Raw genomic sequence first — 25,422 nt, 5'->3', positions numbered from 1 at the left:
TTTCTTCGAGCGAATATCCATGACGACGACTTTGACCTTGCAGCCCGGGAAGCTGGACATGGACGCGCTGCGCCAGATCTGGCTGGGACAGGTGCGGCTGGCCCTGCCCGAACAGGCCGTGCGCGACATGGACGCCTCGGCCGCCGTCGTGCAGGCCATCATCGACCGGGGCGATCCGGCCTACGGCATCAACACGGGTTTCGGCAAGCTGGCGCAGACGCGCATCCCCGACGACCAGTTGCAAGCCCTGCAGCGCAATCTGATCCTGTCGCATTCCGTGGGCGTGGGCCATCCCCTGGACCCGCGCGTGGCGCGCCTGCTGATGGCGATGAAGGTCGCCAGCCTGGCGCGCGGCTATTCGGGCATCCGATCCAGCGTGGTGCGCACGCTGATGGAGGTCTTCAACGCCGGCCTGATCCCCCACATCCCCGAAAAGGGCTCGGTGGGCGCCTCCGGCGACCTGGCTCCCCTGTCCCACATGACCCTGGCGCTGTTCGGCGAGGGCCGCATCCTGTGCGAAGGCCAATGGCTGCCGGCCGGAGAAGCCCTGGCCCGCGCGGGCATCGCCCCGATCCACCTGGCCGCCAAGGAAGGCCTGGCCCTGATCAACGGCACGCAGGTGTCGACCGCCCTGGCGCTGCACGGGCTGTTCCTGGCGGAACACCTGTTCGACAGCGCGGTGCTGGCGGGCGCGCTCAGCGTGGACGCCGCCAAGGGCAGCGATGCGCCCTTCGATCCGCGCGTGCATGAAATCCGCGGCCAGCCGGGGCAGATCGAGGTCGCCCGCCGCTATCGCGCCCTGCTGGCGGGCAGCGCGATCCGGGCCTCGCACCTGGTGTCGGACAACAAGGTCCAGGATCCCTACAGCCTGCGCTGCCAGCCCCAGGTGATGGGCGCCATCCACGATCTGATGGAGCAGGCATCGCGCACGCTGCTGACCGAGGCCAATGCGGTGACGGACAACCCGCTGGTCTTTCCGGGGCGCGACGGGCAGCCGGACCAGGTGATCTCGGGCGGCAATTTCCATGCCGAACCCGTGGCCTTCGCCGCCGACATCCTGGCGCTGGCGATCGCGGAGATCGGCGGCCTGGCCGAACGCCGCGTGGCGCTGCTGATCGACGCCAGCATTTCGGGGCTGCCGCCGTTCCTGGTGCCGGAACCGGGACTGAATTCCGGTTTCATGATCGCGCACGTGACGGCCGCCGCCCTGGCCTCGGAAAACAAGTCGCTGGCCCACCCGGGCAGCGTGGACAGCCTGCCCACGTCGGCGAATCAGGAAGACCACGTCAGCATGGCGACGTTCGCCGCCCGCAGGCTGGCCGACATGGCCCGCAACACGGCGCACATCGTCGGCATCGAGCTGCTGTGCGCGGCCCAGGGCATCGATTTTCACGCCCCGCTGACGACGTCGGCCCCGCTGCAGGCCCTGCACCGGCAGATCCGGCGTGACGTGCCGTTCTACGACCGCGACCGCCTGCTGGCCCCCGACCTGGATATCGTCGGACGCCGGGTGCTGGAAGGCAGCTACCGGGCGGACTGGAAGGCGATGCTGCCCTGACGCACGGACATTTTGCCTACTGACCAACCGCCAATCGGACAGGTTTGCCGATGCGGCTCAACATCTCGACCAGCGTGTCAATGGTGAACTTGGCGGTCTTCTTGTTCACCACGTCCGACACGCGCGGACGGGACACCATCAGGATTTCCGCCGCTTCGGCCTGCTTCAGGTGATGCTGCTCGATCCACGTCGCCAATTCCGCCATGAGCTGCTCCTTGAGCTGCCTGCTGTCATTGATCTGCTGCCGCGATGCCATGTACAGCCGCCGGGCTTCCTCCGGCGGGAATCCCAGTTCCAGAAACAGATTCGCGCCCGGTTTGGTCACATGGCGGATTTCAGTGTCGATCTTCATGGCTTGCCTTTCCTCGCGTTGGCGATGGCTCGATAGCGCGCCTCGGCTATGCGCTTGTCCCGCTGGCTGGTCGTCTGCGTCTTCTTCTGGAAGCAATGCAGGACATACAAGGCTTCCTCGAACTTGGCGACGTACATCACCCGGAACGCACCGCCAGCCTCCCGGATGCGGATCTCACGCGTGCCCGAACCCGCTTCGTCAAAGGGCTTCCAGTCCTCCGGTTCCAAGCCAGCCTGAACCTTGCTCAGTTGGAAACCCGCTTGCCGGCGAGCTTCGATGGGAAAATCCAAGAGGTCGTCATAGGCCGACCCGACCCAGCGGATCTCTTTGTCCATCACGCACCGCGCGTATAAAATTTTATACCAATTCCCCAAGAGCCGCTTAAGCGCCACGCAAGGAGAAGCCGGTTCAAGTTTCGGAAAGCGCCGACGTATCTTGAACCCGTCCAATCGATTGGGGAACCTGCTATATCAAGCCTTGTGCAACCCTGCGAATTGTGAGCCGCCGGGTGCTGGAAGGCAGCTACCGGGCGGACTGGAAGGCGATCCTGCCCTGACGCACGGACATCCGGCAGCGCGGCAGGCCCATCCAGTAGGCCAGTTCCGCCGGGCTGTCGACGTCCCAGACCGCGAAGTCCGCAGGATGGCCGACGGCCAGGCGCCCGCTGACGTCCGCGCATCCCAGGGCGTCGGCGGCGTGGCGGGTGACGCCATCCAGGGCCTCGGCCACCGTCAGCCGGAACAGGGTGCAGGCCATGTTCATCATCAGCAGCAGGGACGTGGCCGGCGAAGTGCCGGGGTTGCAGTCGGTGGCCAGGGCCATGGGCACCCCCAGGCGGCGCAGCAGGTCCACGGGCGGCTGGCGCGTGTCCCGCAGGAAGTAGTAGGCGCCCGGCAGCAGCACGGCCACCATGCCGGCCCGGCGCATGGCCTGCGCGCCGGCCTCATCCAGCCATTCCAGATGGTCGGCCGACAGCGCCCCGTAGCGGGCGGCCAGGGCCGCGCCACCCAGCAAGGACAGCTGTTCGGCGTGCATCTTCACCGCCAGGCCGCGCTGCGTGGCGGCCTGCAGCACGCGCTCGGACTGCGCCAGACTGAAACCGATGCCCTCGCAGAAAACGTCCACCGCATCGACCAGGCCTTCCTCGTGCAGGATCGGCAGCATGACGTCGCACACCAGATCGACGTAATCGTCGGCTCGGCCTGCGTATTCCGGCGGCAGGGCGTGCGCCCCCAGGAAAGTGGTGCGCACCGTGACGGGGCGGGCCTCGCCCAGGCGACGGGCGACGCGCAGCATCTTGCGTTCGGTATCCAGATCCAGACCATAGCCGGACTTGATCTCGATGGCGGTCACGCCTTCGGCCCGCAGGGCGTCCAACCGCACCAGAGCCTGCTCGAACAGCGTGTCTTCGTCGGCCGCCCGCGTGGCGCGCACGCTGGACACGATGCCCCCGCCCCGGCGGGCGATTTCCTCGTAGCTGGCGCCCGCCAGGCGCAGCGCGAATTCATCGGCCCGCTGGCCGCCATGGATCAGGTGGGTGTGGCAGTCGACCAGGCCGGGCGTGACCAGGGCGCCGCCCAGGTCATGTCGCTGCGCGGCTTGGAAATCGGCGGGCGCCTGGCCGGCGGCGCCCAGCCAGGAGATGCGCGAACCCTCGACCGCCAGATCGCACGGCGCCACAGGCCCGGACTGCCAGCCCGGCGGCACGATGCGCAGATTCTGCCACAAGACGCGCTCGGTCGGACGGGCGCCGGATTCCTGGGTGTGCGGCATGCGGGATCCTCAGTCTTCGTATTTGTATAGACAATACGAAGATTATGCCTGCGGAGGACGGCTGGGACAAGAGAAGGCGCGCCCCGCCCCATCGCCGTCCCGCGCGCCGCCCGGCGCCCGCTGCCACGCAGCCAGCACGGCCGCCAGCATCAGCGCCGCCGCCGACGCTGCCAGACCCGCGGACAGCGAGCCATAGCGGTCGCTCAGCCACCCGCAGGCGACGGGGCCGACCACCTGGCCGGCGGCAAACAGGCTGGTCGCAATGGCCATGGCGCCGCCCCAGGCGGGCTGCGGCAGGTTCGCCTTGACGAAATGCGTGACCGACGAGGGGACGACCACCACGCTGGCGCCCACCAGCAAGGCCGACGCCATGATGCCCGCGACGCCATCCAGGGCCAGAGGCAGTGCCGCACCCAGCGCCAGCACCAGCAAGGCGGCCGACATCACGCGGCCGTCCTTGCCGCCGGCGAGCAGGCCGCGCCCCAGGAACGCCGCCGACAGGCAGGACAGCCCGAGGACCACCCACATCGCCGACACCAGGAGCGTCAGCCGGCCAGGGTCGCCGCCATGCTGCCGCACCCAGGCGATCATGAAGGTCATGTAGGCGATGTAGCCCAGCCCGAAGACGAAATAAGCCGCATAGACCGCTGCGCATTCGCGCCACGACGCGCCCGCGCCCGCGTCTGGGCGCCGGGACGACGGTTCGGCAATGCCGCCGATGGCGCGGATCGCGGGAATGCAGAGCAGCGCGCAGACCGCCCCGACCAGCAGCCAGGCCTGGGGCCAGGCCTCCGGACCGTAGGCCTGGAACAGCCAGGGAAGGACGGCGCCCCCCGCAATCAGGCCCAGCCCGATGCCGCCGCCGAAGAAAACCACGATGGCCCGCGCGCCCAGCACGCCCGCCAGCACGCCTCCGCAGATGAAGGCGCCCGCGCCGCCCAGGCCGGCCAGGAAGCGCCATGCGGCCAGCCATGCCGGGTCATGGGTCAGGCCGGTGCCCAGCACCGCCGCCGCGGTCAGCAGCGTTCCCCAGGCGAACAGGCGCCGGTTGCCCAGACGGCCCACGCTGAAGATGGCCAGCAGCGCGCCGGCCAGGTAGCCTAGGCCATTGACGGTGTTCAGCCACCCCGCCTGGGCGTAGTTCAGCGCCAGGTCCGTCTTCATGGCGGGCAGGATGAGGGCGTAATCGAAGCGCGCGAAACCGACGGAGATCGCGGCCGCGCAGCACAGCGCCCACGCCCGGACCGGATCGTCGACGGGCTGCGGGGCAAGGGGGCTGTCGGCCGGCGGCATCGCGGTCATCAGAACGTCATGAGTCATGATGCGCCCCCGTGATCTTGTCCCGCTCGTGCCGCGCCGCGGCTTCCCGCGCGGCGATCAGCACGTCGACCGCTCGGCGGGCTGCGTCGATGGCGGCATCGGTGTAGTTCAACTGGGCGGCCGCGATCGCCCCATCCCACAGCAATTGGCACTGGATGCCGAAATCCGCAGGATCCGGCCACCCCGCCTCCTCGGCAACATGCGCGAAGCAATCCGCCATTCGGCGCTTGTGCTTCGCCGACAGTACCGAGCCGGGATGACTCAGGTCCGCCAGTTCCACCGTGGCATTGATGAACACGCAGCCCCGGAATGCTTCCGCGCCGACAAGATCGCGCAGATAGCCGAACGCGGCCATCACCTTGTCGCGCGGCGAGCGGGTGGAATCCATGGCGGCCTGCATGGCCTGGCGGCGATCCGCCATGCGCCGTTCCAGAACGGCGACGATCACGTCGTTCTTGGACGCGAAATGGTGATAGAGCGTCATGCGGGCGATGCCGCTGGCGCTGATGATTTCATTGATACCCACGTGATTGATGCCCTTCCGGTAGAACAGATCGGACGCGCACGCGAGAATGCGGTCGCGGGCCGAGGGCTGGGATGCGGAGGGACGGGACATGGCGATGGCCTTTGAAAATACCGGGGCGGTCTGGCGCAGATCGCGCGCGGCTATTTATATAGACTAGTCTGTATAGTAATGCTGGCAGAGGGGAGCCTGTCAAGATTTTCAATCGCGCCGGGTCAGCAAAAATCCCGGGACGGGGTCTGCAGCCCGGACAGCGCCTGGGCCAGCAGCGCGCTGCGGTCCGCCAGGCGCCTGGCGACCAGGTGGTGGACCCGGCCGTCGGTCTGCCAGATGCCGTAGACGGCCAGCAGGGGCGCGTCCAGGGCCTCGCGCCGGTATTTCTTGAAGATGTCCGGCCACAGGATGACATTGACGGGGCCGGTCTCGTCTTCCAGGGTCATGAAGACCACGCCTTTGGCGGTCTGCGGGCGCTGGCGCACGGTGACCAGGCCGCAGGCGCGGGCCAGCTGGCGGTTGCGCAGGCCCGCCAACTGGGCGGCGGACTGCAGGTGATCGGCCTGCAAGCGATCGCGCAGCAGGGCGACCGGATGGCGGCCCAGGGTCAGGCCCAGGGCGCGGTAATCGGCGGAGATGGCTTGCCCTTCCGTGGGCAGTGGCAGCGCGGGATCGGCGTCATCCCGGGCGGTGCCGCGCAGCAGATCGCGATCCGGCACGGCGGCCGCCGCCTGCCACAGGGCGGCGCGGCGGTTGCCGCCGGCCAGCGGGCGCAAGGCGCCGGCCCGCGCCAGCGCCTGCAGGTCGTGGCGATCCAGTTGCGCCCGATGCGCCAGATCGGCCACGTCCGCGAAGGCTTTCCGGGATCGCGCCCGCGCGATGCGGTCCCCGGCCTCCGGCCGCATGCCGGCGATGCGGGAAAAGCCCAGGCGGACGGCGGGGGCGGCGGATCGCGTCGGATCGACGAGCTGCGCCATGCCTTGCGGCCCTCCGCCATCCTCCGGCACACTCTGCGGCTCCGCGTCTTCCAGCGTGCTGTCCCACTGGCTGACGGTCACGTCCACGGGCAGGACCCGTACGCCGCGCCGGCGCGCGTCCTGCACCAGCTGCGCCGGAGTGTAGAAACCCATGGGCTGGCTGTTGAGCAGGGCCGCCAGGAATACGGCCGGCTCATGGCAGCGCAGCCAGGCGCTGGCATAGGCCAGCAGCGCGAAACTGGCGGCATGGCTTTCGGGGAAGCCGTATTCGCCGAAGCCCCGGATCTGGGCGAAGATGTCCTCGGCGAAATCCCGGTCGTAGCCGCGCGCCAGCATGCCGCTGACCAGGCGGTCGTGGTGGATCTCCATATTGCCGTGGCGCTTCCAGGCCGCCATGGCGCGGCGCAGCGCATCGGCCTCGCCCGCGGAATATCCGGCGGCCAGCATGGCGACCTGCATGACCTGTTCCTGGAAGATCGGCACCCCCAGGGTGCGCGCCAGCGCCTGCTTCAGCGCATCCGACGGAAAGGTCACGGGCTCTTTCTTTTCCCTGCGGCGCAGATAGGGATGCACCATGCCGCCTTGCATGGGACCGGGGCGCACGATGGCGATCTGGACCACCAGATCGTAGAAATTCCGCGGACGCAGGCGCGGCAGCATGGCCATCTGGGCTCGGGATTCGACCTGGAACACGCCGATGGTGTCGCCCCGCGACAGCATGGCATAGGTTTGCGGATCTTCGGGCGGAATGTCCGGCAGGGCGAACGGCCGCCCGTGCCGTTCGGACATCAGGTTCAAGGCGCGGTGCAGCATGGACAGCATGCCCAGGGCCAGGATGTCGATCTTCAGGATGCCTAGGGCCTCGATGTCGTCCTTATCCCATTGGACGACGGTGCGCCCGTCCATGGCGGCGTTCTCCACGGGGACCAGGCGGGTCAACGGCCCCCGGCTGATGACGAAGCCGCCGGAATGCTGGGACAGGTGGCGCGGATACCCCTGCAGGCTGTCGGCCAGCGCCGCCCATTGGCGGTTTCGGCGCGCCTCGGCGGACAGGCCCGCGCCGCTTCCCGACCCCGCGCCGGCGTCGGTCCCGCCGTCCTCCCCCACGTCCAGGCCGACATCGGCCAGGCGCTGCCACAGGTCGACGCGGCCGTCGAAACGCCGGTAATGGCGGGCCACGCGGTCGATCACATCCGCCGGCGCCCCCAAGGCCTTGCCCACGTCGCGCAAGGCGCCGCGCGCGCGATACGTGGCGACCGCCGCCGTCAGGGCGGCGCGGTGCCGCCCGTACTTCCGGTAGAGATACTGCATGACTTCTTCACGGCGCTGGTGCTCGAAATCCACGTCGATGTCGGGCGGCTCGTTGCGCTCCCGGCTGATGAAGCGTTCGAACAGCAGGCTGGAGCGAGCCGGATCGACCTCGGTGATGCCCAGGCAGTAGCAGACGGTCGAGTTGGCGGCCGACCCCCGCCCCTGGCACAGGATGTCGCGGGATCGCGCATACTGGACGACGTCGTAGACCGTCAGGAAATAGGCCTCGTAGCGCAGGTCCGCGATCAACTGCAGCTCGCGTTCGATCTGCTCCCGCACTGACGGCGGGACGCCCTGGGGAAACCGGCGCCGGGCGCCCTTCAGGGTTTCCTGGCGCAGCCAAGTGGCGGGGCTGACGCCGGCGGGCACAAGTTCCTCGGGATATTCGTAGCGCAGCTGGTCCAGGGAAAAATGGCAGTCCCGCGCCATGCGCACCGTTTCGGCCATCGCCTCGGCCGGATACAGGCGGGCCAGACGCAGGCGGCTGCGCAAATGGCGCTCGGCATTGGGCTGCAGGGCGTAGCCGCATTCATGCACGGTCTTGCCCAGGCGGATGGCGGTCATCACGTCCTGCAGGGGCTTGCAGGAGCGCGCATGCATCACCGGCCATCCGGTGGCCGCCAGCGGCACGCCGTGGCTGGCCGCCGCGCGCATGACCCGCCCGCGATGGATGTCGTCCAGCGCCTGGGCATGCAGGGTCAGCGCGACCCGCAGCCGTGCGCCGAACGCGGCCTTGGCCCAGCGGATCTGCTCGTCCAGAACGGTCTCGTCGGCGGGATATTCGGGCGACAGGATGATCCAGCAGCCGGGCAGACCGCTCAGATGGCCGGGCGACAGGGGGTCCGGCAAAGCCAGATCCCGGCGCGTCAGGCAGTATTCGCCCTTGGGGCTGCGCATGCGGGCCAGGGAAATCAGTTCGCACAGGTTGCCGTAGCCGTCCCGGTCCCGGGCCAGCGCGGTGATCGTCAGCGCATCCGGGTCCGCCAGCCGGAACGTGGCGCCGACGATCAGCGGCAGGCCGGACTGCTTGGCCGCCACGTGCGCCCGCACGACGCCGGCCAGCGAACACTCGTCGGTGATCGCCAGGGCCGAATAGCCCAGCCGCGCGGCGCGGCCGACCAGGTCCTCCGCCGTGGACGCGCCCTCCAGAAAGGAGAAATTGCTGGCGCATTGCAGCTCCGCGTAGTCGGGCAGGATCGCCATGACCGATCAGCCAAACAGCCCGTGCAGGAACCAGCCCGGGGCATCGGCGTCCTGCGTCCGGAAGATCCAGTAGCAGACGCCCGACTCGTCTTCGGCAACGAAATAGTCGCGCGTCACGGGGCCGCCATCCTGCCAGCCGCAATCCAGCCGCTCGGCGGGCGAGACCAGGCGCAGCGGCGTGCCGTAGAACGGGCGAGGCCCCTGCATGGCCAGGGGAATGGGGGCGTCCAGCAGCCAGGCCGGGCGCGGCAGCGGGGCGTCGGGGAAGCCGCCCCGCGCCGCCGCCGGACGGCCCGATGCGGCCTGATCCAAAGGCGCCCAGCGCGCCGCCCGCTCGGGCCGATGATCGGCCACGGGCGCCGGCGCCAGCAGGTTCTCCGCCCCCAGGCGGGCGCTCAGCAAGGCCAGCAGCTGGGCATGGTCCTGCGGCGTCCCGCCGGGTTCCGGGAACAGATCCAGGCTGGGGCCCCGCGCGGCCTGGAACCGGGTGGCCTTCAGGCGCACGGAAATCACGGAAGCCGGCAGGATCAGGCGGGCAAGATGTTCCTGCACCAGGCGGATCAGGATCACGGGGTCGTGCGAAGGCGCGCCCAGGGTGATCGGCAAGGCTGTCGGCCCGTCCGCGAGCAGGCGGCCGGCGGACGGCGTCCGATGCTGGCGGCGCTCGTGCGCCAGCATCACCGTGAACGCCGTGACATCCTGCCGGCGGCCCGCCAGCCAACCGCACAGCTGCAGGATCAGGCGCTGCGCCGCCCATTGCAGGGCGGGCGCGTGTTCGATGTGATCGGGCAGCTCGAACGCGGCATCGAATTCCGGCGGCAGTTCCAGCCGGCGATAAGGCATGAAGCCGGTCGCCGAATCGCCATGTCCGAGCGCCAGCTGGTCCAGCCAGTCCAGCACGGCCGGCCCGCAGCGCTTCTTCAGGCCGACGCGCGGCAGCCGCCGCAGGTCGGCCAGGGTCTCGCAGCCCAGATCGCGAAACCAGTCGGCAAAGGGCCTCGCCGGCGGCGCCACGGCCAGGGGAACCTGGGCCAGGGCCCGCCGCCAGGACCGCCGCGTCAGGGCGCTGCCCCCTCGCCCGCTGCGCGCCAGCATCCAGGCCGCCGGCCCGGACGCCGCCACCGACACGATGGCGGATTCGGCGGCCCCCGCCCCTGCGGACGCCGGCGCGGCAAGGGGTGCGGCCGGGCGGCCATCCGCCGCCACGGCCGGCGCACCGCATCTCGCCGGCGCGGCATCGAACGCCGCCAGGACCTGGCGCACCTGCGCCCGCAACCGGCGAATCCCCCCGAACAGGCGCAGGCTGGCCGTGACATCCATCAGAACGATGGATTCCGGCGCCAGCGCCAGGTCAGGCGTGAATCGCAGCAGTGCGCAGGCGACGGGCTGCAACAGGGTCGAAGGCGGAGACACGCCGATCCAGACGGACATGATGGTCGAGCAAAACAGGAGAAGGCGCCAGGGGCACGAACAGGAGCTCATCGCGCCGTGGCCCCCGACGTTTGATGAAAGCCACCCGCACGCCGCCGCACGCGGGCGCCAGGGCCAGGCGCAACGGCGCGAGCGAAGGCTGGTCCGCGTCACAGGACGGCCGGAACATGAAAAACAGGGCGGAGCCGGCCTGGGCGGCCAGGTTCAGGCGCCGCAAGGCCCCGGGGCGAATGGCGGCCCCGGCGCCCGGCCGGACGCCCCCCTGCCGGGCGCCGGCGCCTTCGCCCGGCAAACGCTCCCGCCCCTGGGCGGCCCCAGGCAAACCGACGCCCGCCCAGAGCAGCACCAGCCGGCAGGTGCCCGCCTGCAGCGCCTGTTCGGCGGCCCAGAAGGCGTCGGCCTGGCGCGCCGCCCGCAACAGGACGACCCCGCCCGGATCCACCCCCCACCCGTTCAGCGCCAAAGGCTGCAGCACATGCGGCGGCTGGATCAACAGCACGGATCGGCGAGCGACCGCCGGCTGACCGGAGGACGGCGAGGGAACCAAGCGCCGCAGCACCGGCAACAGCAGCCGCAATTCGCCGATACCCGGCTGAGGCAGCAACAGTTCGGTCAGGCTGCCCACAGGCCATCCCCCGCCCGGCAATTCCGCCGACAGCGCCGCATGCCCGGTATCGACGCACGCCGCCCCGCCCCGCGCCAGCTGCGAAGCCCGCCACAAGGACGGGTGGATGATTTCGGGGCGTACAGGGCGGGCGGACATGGCGGGCAAGCGATCTTGATACTGTACAAATATACAGTAAAACGAGCACGCGCGAACGCCGCCGCCGTCAGGGGCCGGCAGAAAGCTCCTGCGGCGGAAGAGCATGCGTCAGCCCGGTCTTGGGCTGTTCCTGGGATAGCTCCTCGGCCAGGATACGCACCCCGCTTTCAATCCTGGTTTCAGGAATCGAGGAATACCCCAGCCGCAAATACCGGACCGGCGGATCAGCGCCCCAAAAAAACACATCGCCGGGCTCGACGACCACCCCTCTGGCATAGAGACGGCGGGAGAGTGCGCGAGTATCCAGCCCTTCGGGGCCTTCCACCCAGAGCGCCGACCCCCCGTGGCTCGGCCTCTGGGCCAGCTGGGGAGCATGCGCGGCCAAGGCCGTTCGCAGCGCCGCAGCCCGGGACCGATAGACAGAATTCAAGCGATGGATGTAAGCCTCGTGGTGGCCATGCGCAATGAAGCTGGCGGCGGCACACTGGTTATTGGTGGGAACATGCCGCATGATCAACCTGCGCAGCGCCCGCAATTCCCGAATCAAGTCCGCCGATGCCACCACAAAACCCAGCCGCAGGCCGTGAGCCAGCGTCTTGGACAAGCTGCCCATGTAAATGACGCGCTGCGCCGCATCCAGGCTTTTCAGGGCGGGAGTCGGCTTGCCTGAAAAGTTCAGCTCGCTTTCATGATCATCTTCCAGAATGATGAAATCATGTCGCTGCGCGGATTGCAAAAGCGCCTGCCGTCGGTTCAGCGACAGCGTGACTGTGGTCGGACACTGGTGGCTGGGCGTGACGAAGACGTAATCGCACTGCGCCAGGTCCGGACCGGGAATCAAGCCTTCTTCATCGACACTGAGCGGCCTGATATGCCTGGACCGCAACAAGAAACAGTTGCGCGCATCCGGGTAACCCGGATTTTCCACTCCAATCCGCGTGTCCGGCCCCATCAACAAGGTCCCCAGCATGAAGATCGCCTGCTGGGTGCCGCTGGTCACGAGGATCTGGTCCCTGTCCACCCAGATGCCGCGCGAGGGCAGCAGGCGCCGCTGGATCTGCTCGACCAAAGAGCTTTCGTCGTGATCGATGTGGTCAGGCGCCCACCGTCGCAGCACGCGCGGTTGCAGAACCTCCAGGGCGCATTCCCGCCAATCGGCCACCGGAAACAGGCTGCCATCGAATTGGCCATAGACGAAGGGATAGGGCAACTGCTGCCAGTCAAGCGGCTTCTCTATGTTGCGCTGCCGCGATGGCGTCATCGTCAGCCGGCCATCCCACATCCCGCCAGTTGTCGCTGACTGCTGACCGGTTCGACAAGCTGCCTCCAGGCGCGCGGACAACAGATCCTTCACGACGTAGTAGCCGCTGCGGGGCTTGCCCACGATCACGCCCTTATCCACCAAAGACTGCAAGGTCAGCATGACTGTCGTACGAGAAAGCCCCAGCGAACGGGCCAGCACGCGACTGGACGGCAAGGCCTCGCCCGGCAGGATGAACCCTTCGAGCACAGCATGCATGAACATGTCGCGCAATTGTCCCTGCAAGGTGGGGGATTGCGCCTGGACACTGCGAAACAGACGCGCCCACATGGCATACCCGCGACGAACCGTCGTTCCCATAACGCTCCTGCCACAGAAAACATCAGCGATCGTATCTGGTCTTATGAATAGATCATATCTGGTATGACCAAGACAAACCACAGACACGTACCATTTTCTTGCCGGTGAATTTCTTCAGCCCGCGATTCCCGACATTCAGATATTCAAAAAACAGGCATTGGGAAACTTATCATGCGCTACATCAAGTCGGCCGCCGCCAGCCAGACTACGGAATCTCAAGAAAAATCCATCCGGGATCGCGTCGAAATAATGCTTCTGGATATAGAAAGGCGCAAGGAAAAAGCCGTCATTGAATATGCCAGAACCTTGGACGGGTGGGATGGGGAATTCCTGCTTTCAAAAGAAAAACGCGCATCCCTGATTCAACAGGTGCCTGAATCCCTGCGCCAGGACATCCAGTTCGCACACCGGCAAGTCACCCGATTCGCAGTCGCGCAGCGCGACAGCCTGACGGAATTCGAGATCGAAACCGAAGCCGGCGTGCGGCTGGGCCAACGAGTCATTCCCATGGCCACGGCGGGATGTTACGTGCCCGGAGGGCGCTATGCGCATATGGCATCGGCCGTCATGAGCGTCGCCACGGCGAAGACGGCAGGCGTGGAGAACATCATTGCGTGTTCCCCCCCGCGAGGAACCAGCATGAATGCCGCGACCGCATACGCCATGGATCTTTCGGGCGCCGATGTCATCCTGGAAATGGGAGGCGTGCAAGCCATCGCGACCATGGCATACGGTTTATTCGGGTGCCCGGAGGCGGACATCATCGTCGGCCCCGGCAATGCGTACGTCGCGGAAGCCAAACGCATTCTGTTCGGCACAGTGGGCATCGACGTATTTGCCGGCCCGACCGAATCGGCGATCATCGCGGACCAAACGGCAGACCCCATGACTGTGGTGATCGACCTGGTGTCGCAGGCGGAGCACGGCATGAACTCCCCGGTCTGGCTATTTACCACCGACGAATCGCTGGCAAACGCAGTGGATCGCCTCTTGCCCCAGGTGGCCGCGGACATGCCCAATGCGGACGTCGTCAATGCGGCCTGGCGCGATTACGGCGTCATCGTGTTGTGCGACTCGCCGGAAGAGGTCGTGACGATCAGCGATGAATATGCCCCCGAACACCTGCAGATCATTGCAAGCGACTCTTCCTGGTGGTTGAAGAACCTGCGCAACTACGGGTCCCTGTTCATCGGAGAAGGCAGCACCGTCAGCTATGGCGACAAATGCGCGGGAACGAATCACATTCTGCCGACCCGGCGCGCCAGCCGCTACAGCGGCGGCCTGAACGTACAAAAATTCCTGAAGACCCAGACCTATCAAGAGATATTGCCCGAAGCAAACAAGACCTTCGGCGCCGTGGCATCGCGCATTTCCCGCGCGGAAGGCATGGAAGGCCATGCGCGCGCTTGCGACTGGCGACTGCGCAAATATTATCCGGATACGCAATGGGATTTCGAGGTGTACGAACAAAAGCGTTATTCCTGAATCCCGAACCAGAAAAGGCACGCGGACATCATGGACATTTTCCAGAAATCGTTCACTCAGCAGGAACCGATTCCCGCAAGCGGAATCAGTCGCGCGGTGGAAGTCATGCTCAGCGGCCGACTGCATCGCTACAACACGATCGCGGAAGAACCCTCGGAAACGGCGATGCTGGAAGAGGCATTCGCCAATTACCTGGGAACGAAGTATTGCCTGGCATGCGCATCCGGCGGATACGCATTATCGACCGCATTGCGGGCGTTCGGCGTGCGACAGGGCGAGCCGGTACTGACCAATGCATTTACCCTGTCCCCGGTCCCCGGCGCCATCGCGACCTCGGGAGGTCAAGCCATTCTCGTCGAGACCACGGAGAACCTCGTGATGGACTTGGCGGACCTGGAACGGAAGCTGCTGGCGACATCCGCGCGGCTGGTATTGATCTCGCACATGCGGGGCCACTTGATCGACATGGATGCGCTGTGCGCAGTACTGGCCCGCCATGGCGCATCGCTCATCGAAGATTGCGCCCACACGATGGGGGCATCGTGGGACGGCAAGCCCAGCGGCACCTTCGGCATTGCGGCATGCTTCAGCACGCAGACCTACAAGCACATCAATTCGGGCGAAGGCGGCCTCCTGGTCAGCAACGAACCGGCCCTGATGGCCAAAGCGATCCTGCTCTCGGGCTCGTACATGCTTTACGAGCGCCACACCAAGGGGCCCGCGGCGCAGACATACGCCGATCTCCGCTTCACAACCCCCAATTGCTCAGGCCGCATGGACGACCTGCGGGCAGCCATCCTGATCCCGCAACTGGCGGAACTGGATGAACGCGTGCAACGCTGGAATGCCCGTTATCAAGCGCTGGCCGCGGAGTTGGAAAGCGCTTCCGGCCTGTACTTGCCCGCCCGGCCCGCCAAGGAACGTTTCGTAGGCAGTTCACTGCAGTTTCTGATCCGGGGCATCCGCGATCAGCAAGCCAGCGCATTCGTCGCCAGATGCAAGAACCAAGGCGTCGAATTGAAGTGGTTTGGCGCCCCGGAACCACAAGGCTACACCAGCACCCATTTCAGCTGGAAATATCTGGATGCCCAGACCCTGCCACAAACCGATCAGGTGCTGCACGAGCTGTTTGATTTGCGCATCCCCCTGACGTTCACCCTGGAGGATTGCCGACTGATCGGACGAATCATTCGTCAGGCCATTGAAGCCATCACGGATCAATAACGCAGTGAGACACGGCATCGCACTGCATATCTCAGGAGACAGACCATGAAAAACATCATGATCAAGGCCGCCGCCATCGCATTTTCAATGATCATCTTCACCAACGCGAATGCCGAGAAACTCATCATAGGGACATTCGGCGACCCCACGCCCTATCAGGCCGCCATCGACCAGGGCAAGTTTTCCAAGGCAACCGGGTGGGATATAGAATGGCGCAAATTCGAATCCGGCGCAGATGTGATTTCCGCCATGGCGTCGGGAGACGTGCAGATCTCGGAGCTGGGATCCGCCCCGCTGACGATCGCGGTCAGCCAGGGCCTGGACATAAAGATGTTCTTGATATCCTTTCTGATCGGCAGTTCAGAATCACTGATCGTGCGCAATGGTTCCGGCATCGCCCAACCCGCCGATCTGAAAGGAAAAACCATCGGCGTGCCGATTGGCTCCACCGCGCAGCTTTCGCTGACGGGGGCGCTGAAGCACTGGGGCATCAGTGAGAAAGACGTCCACATTCTAGGCATGCCGCCACAGCAGATCAACGCGGCCTGGACGCAAAAGAATATCGATGCGGCCTTCGTGTGGAACCCCGTCCAAAGCGAAATCCTGAAAACGGGCAAACGCCTGGTCTCTGCGGGCGAGGTGGCGAAATGGGGGTTCCCCACCTTCAACGCCTGGGTTGCGAACGAGAAATTCCTCGCGTCCCACAAGAAAGAACTGGCGGCCTTCGCAAAAGCCATGAATGCCGCCAATCAGGAGTATTTGGACAACAAGGCGAAATGGACCGCGGATTCCGCACCCATCAAGGCGATCGCGAAGCGGGTCGGCGCCTCGCCTTCCCAGGTGACCGAAAGCCTGAGCGGTTTTGAATTCCTTACCGCTTCCGAACAGACGCCATGGATCCGCAAGAACTCCGCCGACGCACTCAAAAAGACGGCCGAATTCCTGAAGGCGAACCGTCGCATCAATGCGGTATTGAAAGATTACAGCCAGTTCGTTGACCCATCCATCGCGGAAGCGGTGCAATAAGGCATGGAAAGTTCCGGCCTCGGATTTCCAGAGGCCTCCAATGCTCACGACTTCTTTCACTGATCCTGCTCAGGATGGTCACGATGCACACACACTCGGATACTCTGGACCCTGAAGACTGGGATGCGCTCAGAACCCAAGGGCATCACATGCTGGACGACATGGTGGATTATTTAGCCGGCATCCGGGAGCGCCCCGTCTGGCAGCCGGCGCCTGACCACGCGAATCAGGCATTCCGCGAACCGCTGCCCAGCGGGGCTGGCAGCATCGCACAAGCCCACGATACGTTCATGAATGAAATCCTGCCGTACGCGGTCGGCAATGCCCATCCGGGGTTCTTCGGCTGGGTTCACGGGGGCGGCACGGCGGTGGGGATGCTGGCCGAAATGCTGGCCGCGGGACTCAATGCCAATGTCGGCGGCCGCAATCAGATACCCGTCCAAGTCGAGCGCCAGGTTGTCGACTGGGTACGGCAGTTTTTCGGATTCCCGGCAACGGCCAGCGGGATTTTCGTCACCGGGACCTCCATGGCCAATTTCATCAGCGTCCTGATCGCCCGCACCAAGACGCTCGGGGTGGAAAGCCGCAAGGCCGGACTGACGGGCGCGCGCACGCGCCTGACCGCGTACACGTCCGCCGGCGCCCACGGCTGCATCGCGCAAGCCATGGAAATGTCAGGTCTGGGATCGGATGCGCTGCGGGTCATTCCCATGAATGCGCGCTTCGAAATGGATACCCAAGCCTTGCAGGCCGCCATCCGGAAGGACCGCGACGACGGCCTGACGCCCTTTTTCGTTGCCGGCACGGCAGGCTCGGTCAACGTGGGCGCAGTGGACGATCTGGCCGCTATCGCAGCCATCGCCCAGGAAAACCGATTGTGGTTCCACGTGGACGGCGCATACGGCGCGCTGGCGATGCTGGCGCCGGATCTGGCCCCGCGGCTCAAGGGCATCGAGCAGGCGGATTCCATCGCCTTCGACTTTCACAAATGGGGCCAAGTGCCCTACGATGCGGGTTTCGTGCTCGTACGCGACGGTGAACAGCACCAGCGCAGCTTCGCATCCCCGGCGACCTATCTGAGGCGCGAGACGCGCGGCCTGGCGGCGGGGTCGCCCTGGCCCTGCGATCTGGGTCCGGATCTATCGCGCGGCTTCAGGGCGCTCAAGGCCTGGTTCACCCTGAAGGTATACGGCACCGAGAAACTCGGGCAGGTCATCTCCAAGACATGCCGCCTTGCGTCTTACCTGGCGGACAGAATCCGGGAGCGTCCGGAACTGGAACTGATGGCCCCGGTGTCATTGAACATCGTGTGCTTCCGCTACCGGACCCCGGACGCCGACCGCATCAACCAGGAAATCGTCGCGGACATACAGGAATCCGGCCTGGCGGCGCCGTCTTCAACGACGATCCACGGGCATCTCGCCATCCGGGTGGCGATCGTCAACCACCGCAGCCAGGAACAGGATATCGATGCGCTGCTCTCGGCAGTCATGCGTTTCGGGGAAAAGCGGAAGGTCGAGCCCGAACGATGGCAGGGGGTTGGCGATGCGGGATAAGGCCGTTCTTTAGAACGGGATATCGTCGTCCATATCCCCCAGATTGCTGGCCGGAGCCGCGGCGGGGGCCGCGGGACGCTGTTGCTGCGGAGCGCGGCGGGGGGCGGGGGCCTGCGAAAAGCCGCCGGCATCGCCGCCGGACGATTCGCCGCCTTCGCGGCCGCCCAGCATCTGCATCTGGTCGGCGACGATTTCAGTGCTGTAGCGGTCGGCGCCGGTTTCCTTGTCCTGCCATTTGCGGGTCTTCAGGCGGCCTTCCACGTAGACGGACCGGCCCTTGCGCAGGTATTCGCCGGCGATCTCGGCCAGGCGGTTGTAGAACACCACGCGGTGCCATTCGGTTTCCTCGCGGCGTTCGCCGCTGGCTTTGTCCTTCCACTGGCTGGTGGTGGCGATGGACACGTTGCAGATGGCGGCGCCGTCGGGACTGTAGCGGACCTCCGGGTCGCGCCCCAGGTTGCCGACGAGAATGACTTTGTTGACTGAGGCCATGGTGGGAATCCTGTGATAGTACGAAGTGGCTGCCATTATCGGGGATTTGCCGCCCCGGCGCGCCATCGGATCGGGTCAAATGGACATTATCGCCCAGCCGGGAATACCCCGACAAGACGTCCCCTGCGGCCGCGGCGGCGGCCTTGCGCGCCGCGTTGCCGATGCGCGCGCCAGGGCCTGCGGAACGGCCGGCGGCCAGCAGCCGCGCCGCTTTCAAGAAAGTTGCGCAGTTGCGGATACGGGTAATCCTTGATGCCCGGACACTACGGTTCAAACAGCGTTTCATGCTATGTTCTCGCAGATTCACGCATTCATGCGAGGTGAAAAGATGATCTCCAAACGCACACTGGGTCTGTCCCTGATTTCCATGGCCCTGGCGGTCGGCTCCGCACAGGCCGCCTCCACCTACGTCTACTGTTCCGAAGGCTCTCCCGAAGGCCTCAACGCGGCCTTCTTCACGTCGGGCACGACCAACGACGCCACGCACCCGATCTTCGACCGCCTGGTCGAGTTCAAGGCCGGCACCACCGAAGTCATTCCGGGCCTGGCGCAGTCCTGGGACGTCAGCGAAGACGGCAAGACCTACACCTTTCACCTGCGCAAGGGCGTGAAGTTCCACTCCAACAAGCTGTTCAAGCCCACCCGCGACTTCAACGCGGACGACGTGCTGTTTTCCTTCCTGCGCCAGAAGGACGCCAACCATCCGTACCACAAGGTCTCCAACGGCTCGTACCAATACTTCGCCGGCATGGGCATGGACACCCTGATCGACAAGATCGAAAAGGTGGACGACAACACGGTGCGCTTCGTGCTGACGCGCCCCGAAGCCCCCTTCATCGCCAACCTGGGCATGGATTTCGCATCCATCCAGTCGGCTGAATACGCCGACGCCATGATGAAGGCCAAGACCCCGACCAAGGTCGACACCGATCCCATCGGCACGGGGCCGTTCGAATTCGTCACCTACCAGAAAGACGCCCGCATCCTGTACAAGGCCAACACCGCGTACTGGGGCGACAAGCCCAAGGTCGACCGCCTGGTGTACTCCATCACGCCGGACGCCTCCGTGCGCTACGCCAAGCTGCAAAAAGATGAATGCCAGTCCATGCCCTACCCCAACCCGGCGGACCTGGAATCCATGCGCAAGAACAAGGACATCCAGCTGCTGGAACAGGCCGGCCTGAACGTGGGCTACCTGTCGTTCAACACCGAAAAGAAACCCTTCACCGACGTGAAGGTGCGCCAGGCCCTGTCCATGGCCATCGACAAGCCCGCCATCATCAAGGCGGTCTTCCAGGGCGCCGGCCAGCCGGCGAAGAACCTGCTGCCGCCCACCATGTGGAGCTACAACGACAGCGTGCAGGACTGGCCGCACGACGTGGCCAAGGCCAAGGCCCTGCTGGCCGAAGCCGGCTACCCCGACGGCTTTGAAACCGACCTGTGGGCCATGCCCGTGCAGCGCCCCTACAATCCGAACGCCCGGCGCATGGCCGAAATGATCCAGTCCGACTGGGCGAAGATCGGCGTCAAGGCGAAGATCGTGTCCTACGAATGGGGCGAATACCTGAAGCGCACCAAGAACGGCGAACACCAGACCATGCTGATCGGCTGGACCGGCGACAACGGCGACCCGGACAACTTCCTGGCCACGCTGTTCAGCTGCGCCGCCGTGCAGAAAGGCTCGAACTATTCCCGCTGGTGCTACAAGCCCTTCGAAGAACTGATCCAGCCGGCGCGCACCACGTCCGACCACGCCAAGCGGGTCGAACTGTACAAGCAGGCCCAGGTCGTCATGCACGAACAGGCGCCCGCCGTCATGATCGCCCACTCCACCGTGTTCGAACCGTTGCGCAAGAACGTGAAGGGTTATACCGTGTCCCCCGTGGGCCGGCACATCTTCGACCACGTCAGCCTCGGCAAGTAAGCCCCGGCCCGTCTCCGGCATTCCGCGCCGGGGACGGGCGAACCAACTCCCCGCCCCTCGCGCGGACGCCGCCGTATTCCGGCGCCCGGACCGGCCCGACAAGGCCGTGGCGACCGGCGGGACACTAGCGGGCTTTTCTGCACCATGCTTTCTTTCATACTCAAACGCGTCGGGCTGGCGATTCCGACGTTCATCGGCATCACCCTGCTGACGTTCGCCTTCATCCACCTGATCCCCGGCGACCCCGTGCTGATCATGGCGGGCGAACGGGGCCTGTCCCCCGAACAGCACGCCGCCATGATGACGCAGCTGGGCCTGGACCAGCCCCTGGCGACGCAGTATTTCCACTACATCTGGAACGTGCTGCACGGCGACCTGGGCACTTCCCTGACGACCCGCGAAGCCATCTGGTCGGAATTCGTGCCGCGCTTCCAGGCGACCCTGGAACTGAGCGTCATCGCCATGTTCATCGCCCTGGTGATCGGCATCCCGGTGGGCGTGCTGGCCGCCGTCAAGCGCGGGTCCTGGTTCGATCACGTATCGATCACGGCCGCCTTGACCGGCTATTCCATGCCGGTGTTCTGGTGGGGCCTGATGCTGATCATGCTGGTGTCGGTCCAGTGGGACCTGATGCCGGTGTCGGGGCGCGTCAGCGCTTCGCTGTTCCTGGATCCCAGCGACCCGCTGACCGGATTCATGCTGATCGACACCCTGCTGTTCGGCGAGGCCGGCGACTTCTGGGACGCCCTGCACCATATCCTGCTGCCGGCCTTCGTGCTGGGCACCATCCCCCTGGCGGTGATCGTGCGCATGACGCGCTCGTCCATGCTGGAAGTGCTGAACGAAGACTACATCCGCACCGCGCGGGCCAAAGGGCTGTCGCGGCTGCGCGTGGTGATCGTGCATGCCCTGCGCAATGCCCTGCTGCCGGTCATCACCGTCATCGGCCTGCAGGTCGGCGTGCTGATGGTCGGGGCCATCCTGACCGAAACCATCTTTTCCTGGCCGGGGGTCGGCCGCTGGCTGATCCACGGGCTCGAACAGCGCGACTATCCGGTCGTGCAGGGCGGCGTGCTGATCGTGGCCACCCTGATCATCCTGGTGAACATGTGCGTGGACATCCTGTACGGCCTGGCCGACCCGCGCATCCGCCAGCAGCGGGGGCGCAAATGACTGAACTGACGACGACCGCCATGCCGGCGCCTCCGGGGCCGCTCAAAGCCTTCTGGCAGGACTTTTCCCGCAATCGCGGCGCGCTGATCGGGCTGTGCTACATCCTGCTGATGCTGTTCATCGCCATCGCGGCCAACCTGATCTCGCCGCACGATCCGGCGGCGCAGTTCCGCGAACACCTGCTGCAGCCCCCCGTCTGGCACGCGGACGGCAGCTGGCGGTTCATCCTGGGCACCGACGACGTGGGCCGCGACATCCTGTCGCGCCTGATCTACGGCGCGCGGCTGTCGCTGCTGGTGGGCTTCCTGGTCGTCAGCGTGTCGCTGGTGCTGGGGATCTTCTTCGGCGTGCTGGCGGGCTACACGGGCGGCGTGGTGGACATCACCATCATGCGCCTGGTGGACATCATGCTGGCGCTGCCCAGCCTGCTGCTGGCCCTGGTGCTGGTGGCGATCTTCGGGCCGTCCATCGTCAACGCGTCCCTGGCGCTCAGCTTCGTGGCCCTGCCGCACTACGTGCGCCTGAGCCGCGCGGCCGTGCTGCGCGAGATGACCCGCGACTACGTGATCGCCTCGCGCGTGGTGGGCGCGGGCGCCTGGCGGCAGATGTTCATCAACATCCTGCCCAACTGCGTGGCGCCGCTGATCGTGCAGGCCTCGCTGGGTTTTTCCAACGCCATCCTGGACATGGCCGCCCTGGGTTTCCTGGGCATGGGCGCCCAGCCGCCGACCCCGGAATGGGGCACCATGCTGGCCAACGTGCTGCAGTTCGCCCAGAGCGCCTGGTGGGTCGTGACCTTCCCCGGCCTGGCCATTCTGCTGGCGGTGCTGGCGTTCAATCTGATGGGTGACGGGCTGCGCGACGCGCTGGACCCGCGCCTGAAAGTCTGAGGGGGCGGATCATGCTGGAAGTTCGCAATCTGTCCGTGCATTTCGGCGATGAATCAGCGCCTTTCAAGGCCGTCGACCGCATCAGCTATCACGTCGACGCCGGCGAAGTCGTCGGCCTGGTGGGCGAATCGGGATCGGGCAAATCGGTCAGTTCCCTGGCGCTGATGGGCCTGATCGATTTCCCCGGCCGCGTGCAGGCCGACGCCCTGCGCTTCGAGGGCCAGGATCTGCTGTCCCTGCCGGACAAGAAACGCCGCGCCATCGTCGGGTCCAAGGTATCCATGATCTTTCAGGATCCCATGACCAGCCTGAACCCCTGTTATACGGTGGAATACCAGATCTCCGAGGCTCTGCGCGTGCACCAGGGCGGGTCGCGTCGCGCGCTGCGGGCCCGCGTGCTGGAACTGCTGGAACAGGTCGGCATCCCCGACCCGGCTTCGCGCCTGAAAGCCTATCCGCACCAGTTGTCGGGCGGCATGAGCCAGCGGGTGATGATCGCTATGGCCATCGCCTGCAATCCCCGCCTGCTGATCGCCGACGAGCCCACCACGGCGCTGGACGTCACCATCCAGGCGCAGATCATGGACCTGCTGCTGTCGCTGCAGCGCCAGCAGGGCCTGGGCCTGGTGCTGATCACCCACGACCTGGCGCTGGTCGCCCAGGCGGCCGACCGCATCCTGGTGATGTACGCCGGGCAGATCGTGGAATCCGGCCCGGCCGCCGACATCTTCAAGCGGCCGCGCCACCCCTACACCCAGGCGCTGCTGCGGGCCCTGCCGGAATTTTCCAAGGACGCGGACCGGCTGGTGTCGCTGCCCGGCGTGGTGCCGGGGCGCTACGATCGCCCGCGGGGCTGCCTGCTCAGCCCGCGCTGCCCTTACGCCACCGAGCATTGCCGCGCCGTGGAACCCACGCTGACGGGGCCGGAAGGCCGTCAGGTGAAATGCCACACTCCACTGGACGACCAGGGCTTGCCGACCGGCCAGCCCGCCGAGATTTCCGCATGAACACCAAACCTTCGTCGACCGCAGACACGGCCGGCAGCGCCCCCGACGGCGACGTCGTCCTGCAGGCCATCGACCTGAAACGCCACTATCCCGTCGACTCCGGCTTCCTGAAGCCGAAACGGTCCGTCAAGGCGCTGGACGGCGTGTCCTTTTCACTGCATGCGGGCAAGACGCTGGCCGTGGTGGGCGAATCGGGCTGCGGCAAATCGACGCTGGCCCGGGTGCTGACCATGATCGAGCCACCCACCGCCGGACAGTTGCTGTATCGCGGCCAGGACGTCTCGCACACCAGCGCGGACCTGACCCGCCTGCGCCGCCGCAAGATCCAGATCATCTTCCAGAACCCGTACGCCTCGCTGAATCCGCGCAAGCGCATCAGCGCCATCCTGGAAGAACCGCTGCTGATCAATACCGGGCTGGATGCCGCCCAGCGCCGGGCGCGCGGGCAATCCATGATGGAGCGCGTGGGCCTGCGCCCGGAACACTACAGCCGCTACCCGCACATGTTTTCCGGCGGCCAGCGCCAGCGCATCGCCATCGCGCGCGGCCTGATGCTGGATCCGGAAGTCCTGGTGGCCGACGAAGCCGTGTCGGCGCTGGACGTGTCGGTGCGGGCGCAGGTGCTGAACCTGATGAAGGATCTGCAGCGCGACCTGGGCCTGTCCTACGTCTTCATTTCCCACGATCTGTCCGTGGTGGAACACCTGGCCGACGAGGTCATGGTGATGTACCTGGGCCGGGTGGTCGAACAGGGCGACAAGGCGCAGATCTTCGGCCGGCCGCTGCACCCCTACACCCAGGCGCTGCTGTCGGCCACGCCCCGGCTGAACCACGAAGGCCACGGCGAACGCATCCGCGTGTCCGGCGAACTGCCCAGCCCCCTGAATCCGCCGCCCGGCTGCCCGTTCAGCAGCCGCTGTCCTCGCGTGATGCCGGTCTGCCGCGAAGTCATGCCGGAGCTGAAGATGCAGGGCGGCCGGCTGACGGCCTGCCACGCGGTGGAACAGGACCTGAGGGGCGGCTGAGCCGATCCCGCGCCGCGCGGCGGCGCAGACATCAGGCCGCCGCCTTCACCGGCCGATACCCCTTGCTGGCGGCGATCAGTTCCCGCGTGTACGGTTCGCCCGCCTTCCCCGCGTTCAGGTCCTCCCGCGTCATCTCCTCGACGATCCGCCCCCGGTTCATGACGGCGAGCCGTGAACACATGTGCGCCACGACCGCCAGGTTATGGCTCACCATGACATAGCTGAGGCCCCGCTCCCGGCGCAGACCGTCGAGCAGATTGAGGATCTCCGACTGCACCGACACGTCCAGCGCCGAGGTCGGCTCATCGAGCAGCAGCACCTCGGGTTCCGTGATCAAGGCCCGCGCAATCGCCACCCGCTGGCGCTGCCCGCCCGACAGCTGATGGGGAAAGCGGAAGCGGAAGGCGGGCCCGAGCCCGACATCCTTCAACGTCCGCAGGATGCGGTTCTCCGCATCGGGGATCTTGTGTATGCCCAGGGGCTCGGCAAGAATGCGGTCCACGGGATGCCGGGGATGGATGGATCCATAAGGGTCCTGGAACACCATCTGCACCCGCCGGCAAAAGGCCTTGTCCCGGGAATGCGCAATCGAGACGCCGCCGATTTCCATCCGCGCCGCATCGCCGGGGGCCAGCCCCATCATCGCCCTGAGCACCGTCGATTTCCCGGAGCCCGATTCCCCGACCAGGCCGAAGCTCTCGCCGCGCCCCACCCGGAACGAGACGTCCTGCACGGCATGAAACGCCCCGTAGCGCACATCCAGATTGGCCACATCGACCATCGTATCGGTATTG

Annotated in this window: 21 protein-coding genes; 10 read left to right on the top strand and 11 right to left on the bottom strand. The window is 66.2% G+C overall.

Annotated elements, in window-relative coordinates; genetic code table 11:
- The first annotated feature begins 19 nt into the window (after nucleotides 1-19).
- Complete coding sequence (hutH, locus tag Q0263_RS00925) at nucleotides 20-1,558, top strand: histidine ammonia-lyase (RefSeq protein WP_298012415.1); 1,539 nt, start codon at nucleotides 20-22, stop codon at nucleotides 1,556-1,558.
- A 16-nt stretch (nucleotides 1,559-1,574) separates the two neighbouring features.
- On the opposite strand, the gene Q0263_RS00920 is transcribed toward hutH, so the two are convergent.
- The 9 genes from Q0263_RS00920 to Q0263_RS00880 form a co-directional block, all read right to left on the bottom strand.
- Nucleotides 1,575-1,910: an XRE family transcriptional regulator gene (locus Q0263_RS00920; protein WP_298012412.1), complete on the bottom strand. Its 336-nt coding sequence runs from the start codon at nucleotides 1,908-1,910 to the stop codon at nucleotides 1,575-1,577.
- Nucleotides 1,907-2,245 carry a type II toxin-antitoxin system RelE/ParE family toxin gene (locus Q0263_RS00915; protein ID WP_298012411.1) on the bottom strand — a complete coding sequence of 113 codons (339 nt, stop codon included), beginning with the start codon at nucleotides 2,243-2,245 and terminating at the stop codon, nucleotides 1,907-1,909. Before Q0263_RS00915 ends, Q0263_RS00920 begins: the two co-directional genes overlap by 4 nt.
- Nucleotides 2,246-2,432: 187 nt before the next feature.
- Nucleotides 2,433-3,683 (bottom strand): imidazolonepropionase, encoded by a 1,251-nt coding sequence (hutI, locus tag Q0263_RS00910; protein ID WP_298012410.1) that lies wholly within the window; start codon nucleotides 3,681-3,683, stop codon nucleotides 2,433-2,435.
- A 42-nt stretch (nucleotides 3,684-3,725) separates the two neighbouring features.
- The gene (locus Q0263_RS00905; protein WP_298012407.1) at nucleotides 3,726-5,003 is read right to left on the bottom strand and encodes a YbfB/YjiJ family MFS transporter; all 1,278 of its coding nucleotides are present in this window, start codon (nucleotides 5,001-5,003) and stop codon (nucleotides 3,726-3,728) included.
- A complete protein-coding gene (locus Q0263_RS00900) occupies nucleotides 4,993-5,619 on the bottom strand; it encodes a TetR/AcrR family transcriptional regulator (RefSeq protein ID WP_298012404.1) in 627 nt (208 codons plus the stop codon). Before Q0263_RS00900 ends, Q0263_RS00905 begins: the two co-directional genes overlap by 11 nt.
- Before the next feature lie 122 nt (nucleotides 5,620-5,741).
- Nucleotides 5,742-9,011, bottom strand: a complete 3,270-nt coding sequence (locus Q0263_RS00895; RefSeq protein WP_298012401.1) for an error-prone DNA polymerase — start codon at nucleotides 9,009-9,011, stop codon at nucleotides 5,742-5,744.
- A gap of 6 nt (nucleotides 9,012-9,017) precedes the next feature.
- Entirely contained in the window at nucleotides 9,018-10,424 is a 1,407-nt protein-coding gene (locus Q0263_RS00890; RefSeq protein ID WP_298012398.1) for a DNA polymerase Y family protein, read from the bottom strand.
- Nucleotides 10,363-11,205, bottom strand: coding sequence for a cell division protein (locus tag Q0263_RS00885; protein ID WP_298012395.1), 843 nt, complete (start codon nucleotides 11,203-11,205; stop codon nucleotides 10,363-10,365). Before Q0263_RS00885 ends, Q0263_RS00890 begins: the two co-directional genes overlap by 62 nt.
- Before the next feature lie 67 nt (nucleotides 11,206-11,272).
- The gene (locus tag Q0263_RS00880; protein WP_298012392.1) at nucleotides 11,273-12,826 is read right to left on the bottom strand and encodes a PLP-dependent aminotransferase family protein; all 1,554 of its coding nucleotides are present in this window, start codon (nucleotides 12,824-12,826) and stop codon (nucleotides 11,273-11,275) included.
- A gap of 171 nt (nucleotides 12,827-12,997) precedes the next feature.
- Between Q0263_RS00880 and hisD the strand changes: the two genes are divergently transcribed.
- From hisD to Q0263_RS00860, 4 genes are all read left to right on the top strand, one after another.
- A complete protein-coding gene (gene hisD, locus Q0263_RS00875; protein WP_298012389.1) occupies nucleotides 12,998-14,311 on the top strand; it encodes a histidinol dehydrogenase in 1,314 nt (437 codons plus the stop codon).
- Between the two features lie 30 nt (nucleotides 14,312-14,341).
- Entirely contained in the window at nucleotides 14,342-15,535 is a 1,194-nt protein-coding gene (locus Q0263_RS00870) for an aminotransferase class I/II-fold pyridoxal phosphate-dependent enzyme (protein ID WP_298012387.1), read from the top strand.
- A 45-nt stretch (nucleotides 15,536-15,580) separates the two neighbouring features.
- Nucleotides 15,581-16,561 carry an ABC transporter substrate-binding protein gene (locus Q0263_RS00865; RefSeq protein WP_298012384.1) on the top strand — a complete coding sequence of 327 codons (981 nt, stop codon included), beginning with the start codon at nucleotides 15,581-15,583 and terminating at the stop codon, nucleotides 16,559-16,561.
- An 83-nt stretch (nucleotides 16,562-16,644) separates the two neighbouring features.
- The gene (locus Q0263_RS00860) at nucleotides 16,645-18,117 is read left to right on the top strand and encodes a pyridoxal-dependent decarboxylase (RefSeq protein WP_298012382.1); all 1,473 of its coding nucleotides are present in this window, start codon (nucleotides 16,645-16,647) and stop codon (nucleotides 18,115-18,117) included.
- 9 nt (nucleotides 18,118-18,126) lie between these two features.
- On the opposite strand, the gene ssb is transcribed toward Q0263_RS00860, so the two are convergent.
- Nucleotides 18,127-18,609 (bottom strand): single-stranded DNA-binding protein, encoded by a 483-nt coding sequence (ssb, locus tag Q0263_RS00855; protein WP_298012380.1) that lies wholly within the window; start codon nucleotides 18,607-18,609, stop codon nucleotides 18,127-18,129.
- A 313-nt stretch (nucleotides 18,610-18,922) separates the two neighbouring features.
- Between ssb and Q0263_RS00850 the strand changes: the two genes are divergently transcribed.
- The 5 genes from Q0263_RS00850 (at nucleotide 18,923) to Q0263_RS00830 (ending at nucleotide 24,628) form a co-directional block, all read left to right on the top strand.
- Complete coding sequence (locus tag Q0263_RS00850; protein WP_298012377.1) at nucleotides 18,923-20,533, top strand: ABC transporter substrate-binding protein; 1,611 nt, start codon at nucleotides 18,923-18,925, stop codon at nucleotides 20,531-20,533.
- Nucleotides 20,534-20,677: 144 nt separating this feature from the next.
- Entirely contained in the window at nucleotides 20,678-21,706 is a 1,029-nt protein-coding gene (gene dppB, locus Q0263_RS00845; RefSeq protein WP_298012374.1) for a dipeptide ABC transporter permease DppB, read from the top strand.
- Nucleotides 21,703-22,596, top strand: a complete 894-nt coding sequence (gene dppC, locus Q0263_RS00840; RefSeq protein ID WP_298012371.1) for a dipeptide ABC transporter permease DppC — start codon at nucleotides 21,703-21,705, stop codon at nucleotides 22,594-22,596. The genes dppB and dppC overlap by 4 nt, the downstream gene beginning before the upstream one ends.
- A gap of 11 nt (nucleotides 22,597-22,607) precedes the next feature.
- Nucleotides 22,608-23,603, top strand: coding sequence for a dipeptide ABC transporter ATP-binding protein (gene dppD, locus Q0263_RS00835; protein WP_298012369.1), 996 nt, complete (start codon nucleotides 22,608-22,610; stop codon nucleotides 23,601-23,603).
- Nucleotides 23,600-24,628: a peptide ABC transporter ATP-binding protein gene (locus tag Q0263_RS00830; RefSeq protein WP_298012366.1), complete on the top strand. Its 1,029-nt coding sequence runs from the start codon at nucleotides 23,600-23,602 to the stop codon at nucleotides 24,626-24,628. Before dppD ends, Q0263_RS00830 begins: the two co-directional genes overlap by 4 nt.
- Before the next feature lie 31 nt (nucleotides 24,629-24,659).
- Here Q0263_RS00830 and Q0263_RS00825 read toward each other — a convergent pair whose 3' ends face one another.
- On the bottom strand, nucleotides 24,660-25,409 hold the full coding sequence (locus tag Q0263_RS00825) for an ABC transporter ATP-binding protein (RefSeq protein ID WP_298012544.1): 750 nt from the start codon (nucleotides 25,407-25,409) through the stop codon (nucleotides 24,660-24,662).
- Nucleotides 25,410-25,422: the final 13 nt, after the last annotated feature.

Source organism: uncultured Castellaniella sp., from assembly GCF_937988725.1.
Lineage (GTDB): Bacteria > Pseudomonadota > Gammaproteobacteria > Burkholderiales > Burkholderiaceae_B > Castellaniella.
This window is presented reverse-complemented; position numbering and strand designations above follow the sequence as displayed.

Excerpts from the sequence above, each read along its gene's own strand:
- hutH (WP_298012415.1), top strand. The coding sequence starts at position 20 with ATGACGACGACTTTGACCTTGCAGCCCGGGAAGCTGGACATGGACGCG.
- Q0263_RS00920 (WP_298012412.1), bottom strand. The coding sequence starts at position 1,910 with ATGAAGATCGACACTGAAATCCGCCATGTGACCAAACCGGGCGCGAAT.
- Q0263_RS00915 (WP_298012411.1), bottom strand. The coding sequence starts at position 2,245 with ATGGACAAAGAGATCCGCTGGGTCGGGTCGGCCTATGACGACCTCTTG.
- hutI (WP_298012410.1), bottom strand. The coding sequence starts at position 3,683 with ATGCCGCACACCCAGGAATCCGGCGCCCGTCCGACCGAGCGCGTCTTG.
- Q0263_RS00905 (WP_298012407.1), bottom strand. The coding sequence starts at position 5,003 with ATGACTCATGACGTTCTGATGACCGCGATGCCGCCGGCCGACAGCCCC.
- Q0263_RS00900 (WP_298012404.1), bottom strand. The coding sequence starts at position 5,619 with ATGTCCCGTCCCTCCGCATCCCAGCCCTCGGCCCGCGACCGCATTCTC.
- Q0263_RS00895 (WP_298012401.1), bottom strand. The coding sequence starts at position 9,011 with ATGGCGATCCTGCCCGACTACGCGGAGCTGCAATGCGCCAGCAATTTC.
- Q0263_RS00885 (WP_298012395.1), bottom strand. The coding sequence starts at position 11,205 with ATGTCCGCCCGCCCTGTACGCCCCGAAATCATCCACCCGTCCTTGTGG.
- Q0263_RS00880 (WP_298012392.1), bottom strand. The coding sequence starts at position 12,826 with ATGGGAACGACGGTTCGTCGCGGGTATGCCATGTGGGCGCGTCTGTTT.
- hisD (WP_298012389.1), top strand. The coding sequence starts at position 12,998 with ATGCGCTACATCAAGTCGGCCGCCGCCAGCCAGACTACGGAATCTCAA.
- Q0263_RS00870 (WP_298012387.1), top strand. The coding sequence starts at position 14,342 with ATGGACATTTTCCAGAAATCGTTCACTCAGCAGGAACCGATTCCCGCA.
- Q0263_RS00865 (WP_298012384.1), top strand. The coding sequence starts at position 15,581 with ATGAAAAACATCATGATCAAGGCCGCCGCCATCGCATTTTCAATGATC.
- Q0263_RS00860 (WP_298012382.1), top strand. The coding sequence starts at position 16,645 with ATGCACACACACTCGGATACTCTGGACCCTGAAGACTGGGATGCGCTC.
- ssb (WP_298012380.1), bottom strand. The coding sequence starts at position 18,609 with ATGGCCTCAGTCAACAAAGTCATTCTCGTCGGCAACCTGGGGCGCGAC.
- Q0263_RS00850 (WP_298012377.1), top strand. The coding sequence starts at position 18,923 with ATGCGAGGTGAAAAGATGATCTCCAAACGCACACTGGGTCTGTCCCTG.
- dppB (WP_298012374.1), top strand. The coding sequence starts at position 20,678 with ATGCTTTCTTTCATACTCAAACGCGTCGGGCTGGCGATTCCGACGTTC.
- dppC (WP_298012371.1), top strand. The coding sequence starts at position 21,703 with ATGACTGAACTGACGACGACCGCCATGCCGGCGCCTCCGGGGCCGCTC.
- dppD (WP_298012369.1), top strand. The coding sequence starts at position 22,608 with ATGCTGGAAGTTCGCAATCTGTCCGTGCATTTCGGCGATGAATCAGCG.
- Q0263_RS00830 (WP_298012366.1), top strand. The coding sequence starts at position 23,600 with ATGAACACCAAACCTTCGTCGACCGCAGACACGGCCGGCAGCGCCCCC.
- Q0263_RS00825 (WP_298012544.1), bottom strand. The coding sequence starts at position 25,409 with ATGGTCGATGTGGCCAATCTGGATGTGCGCTACGGGGCGTTTCATGCC.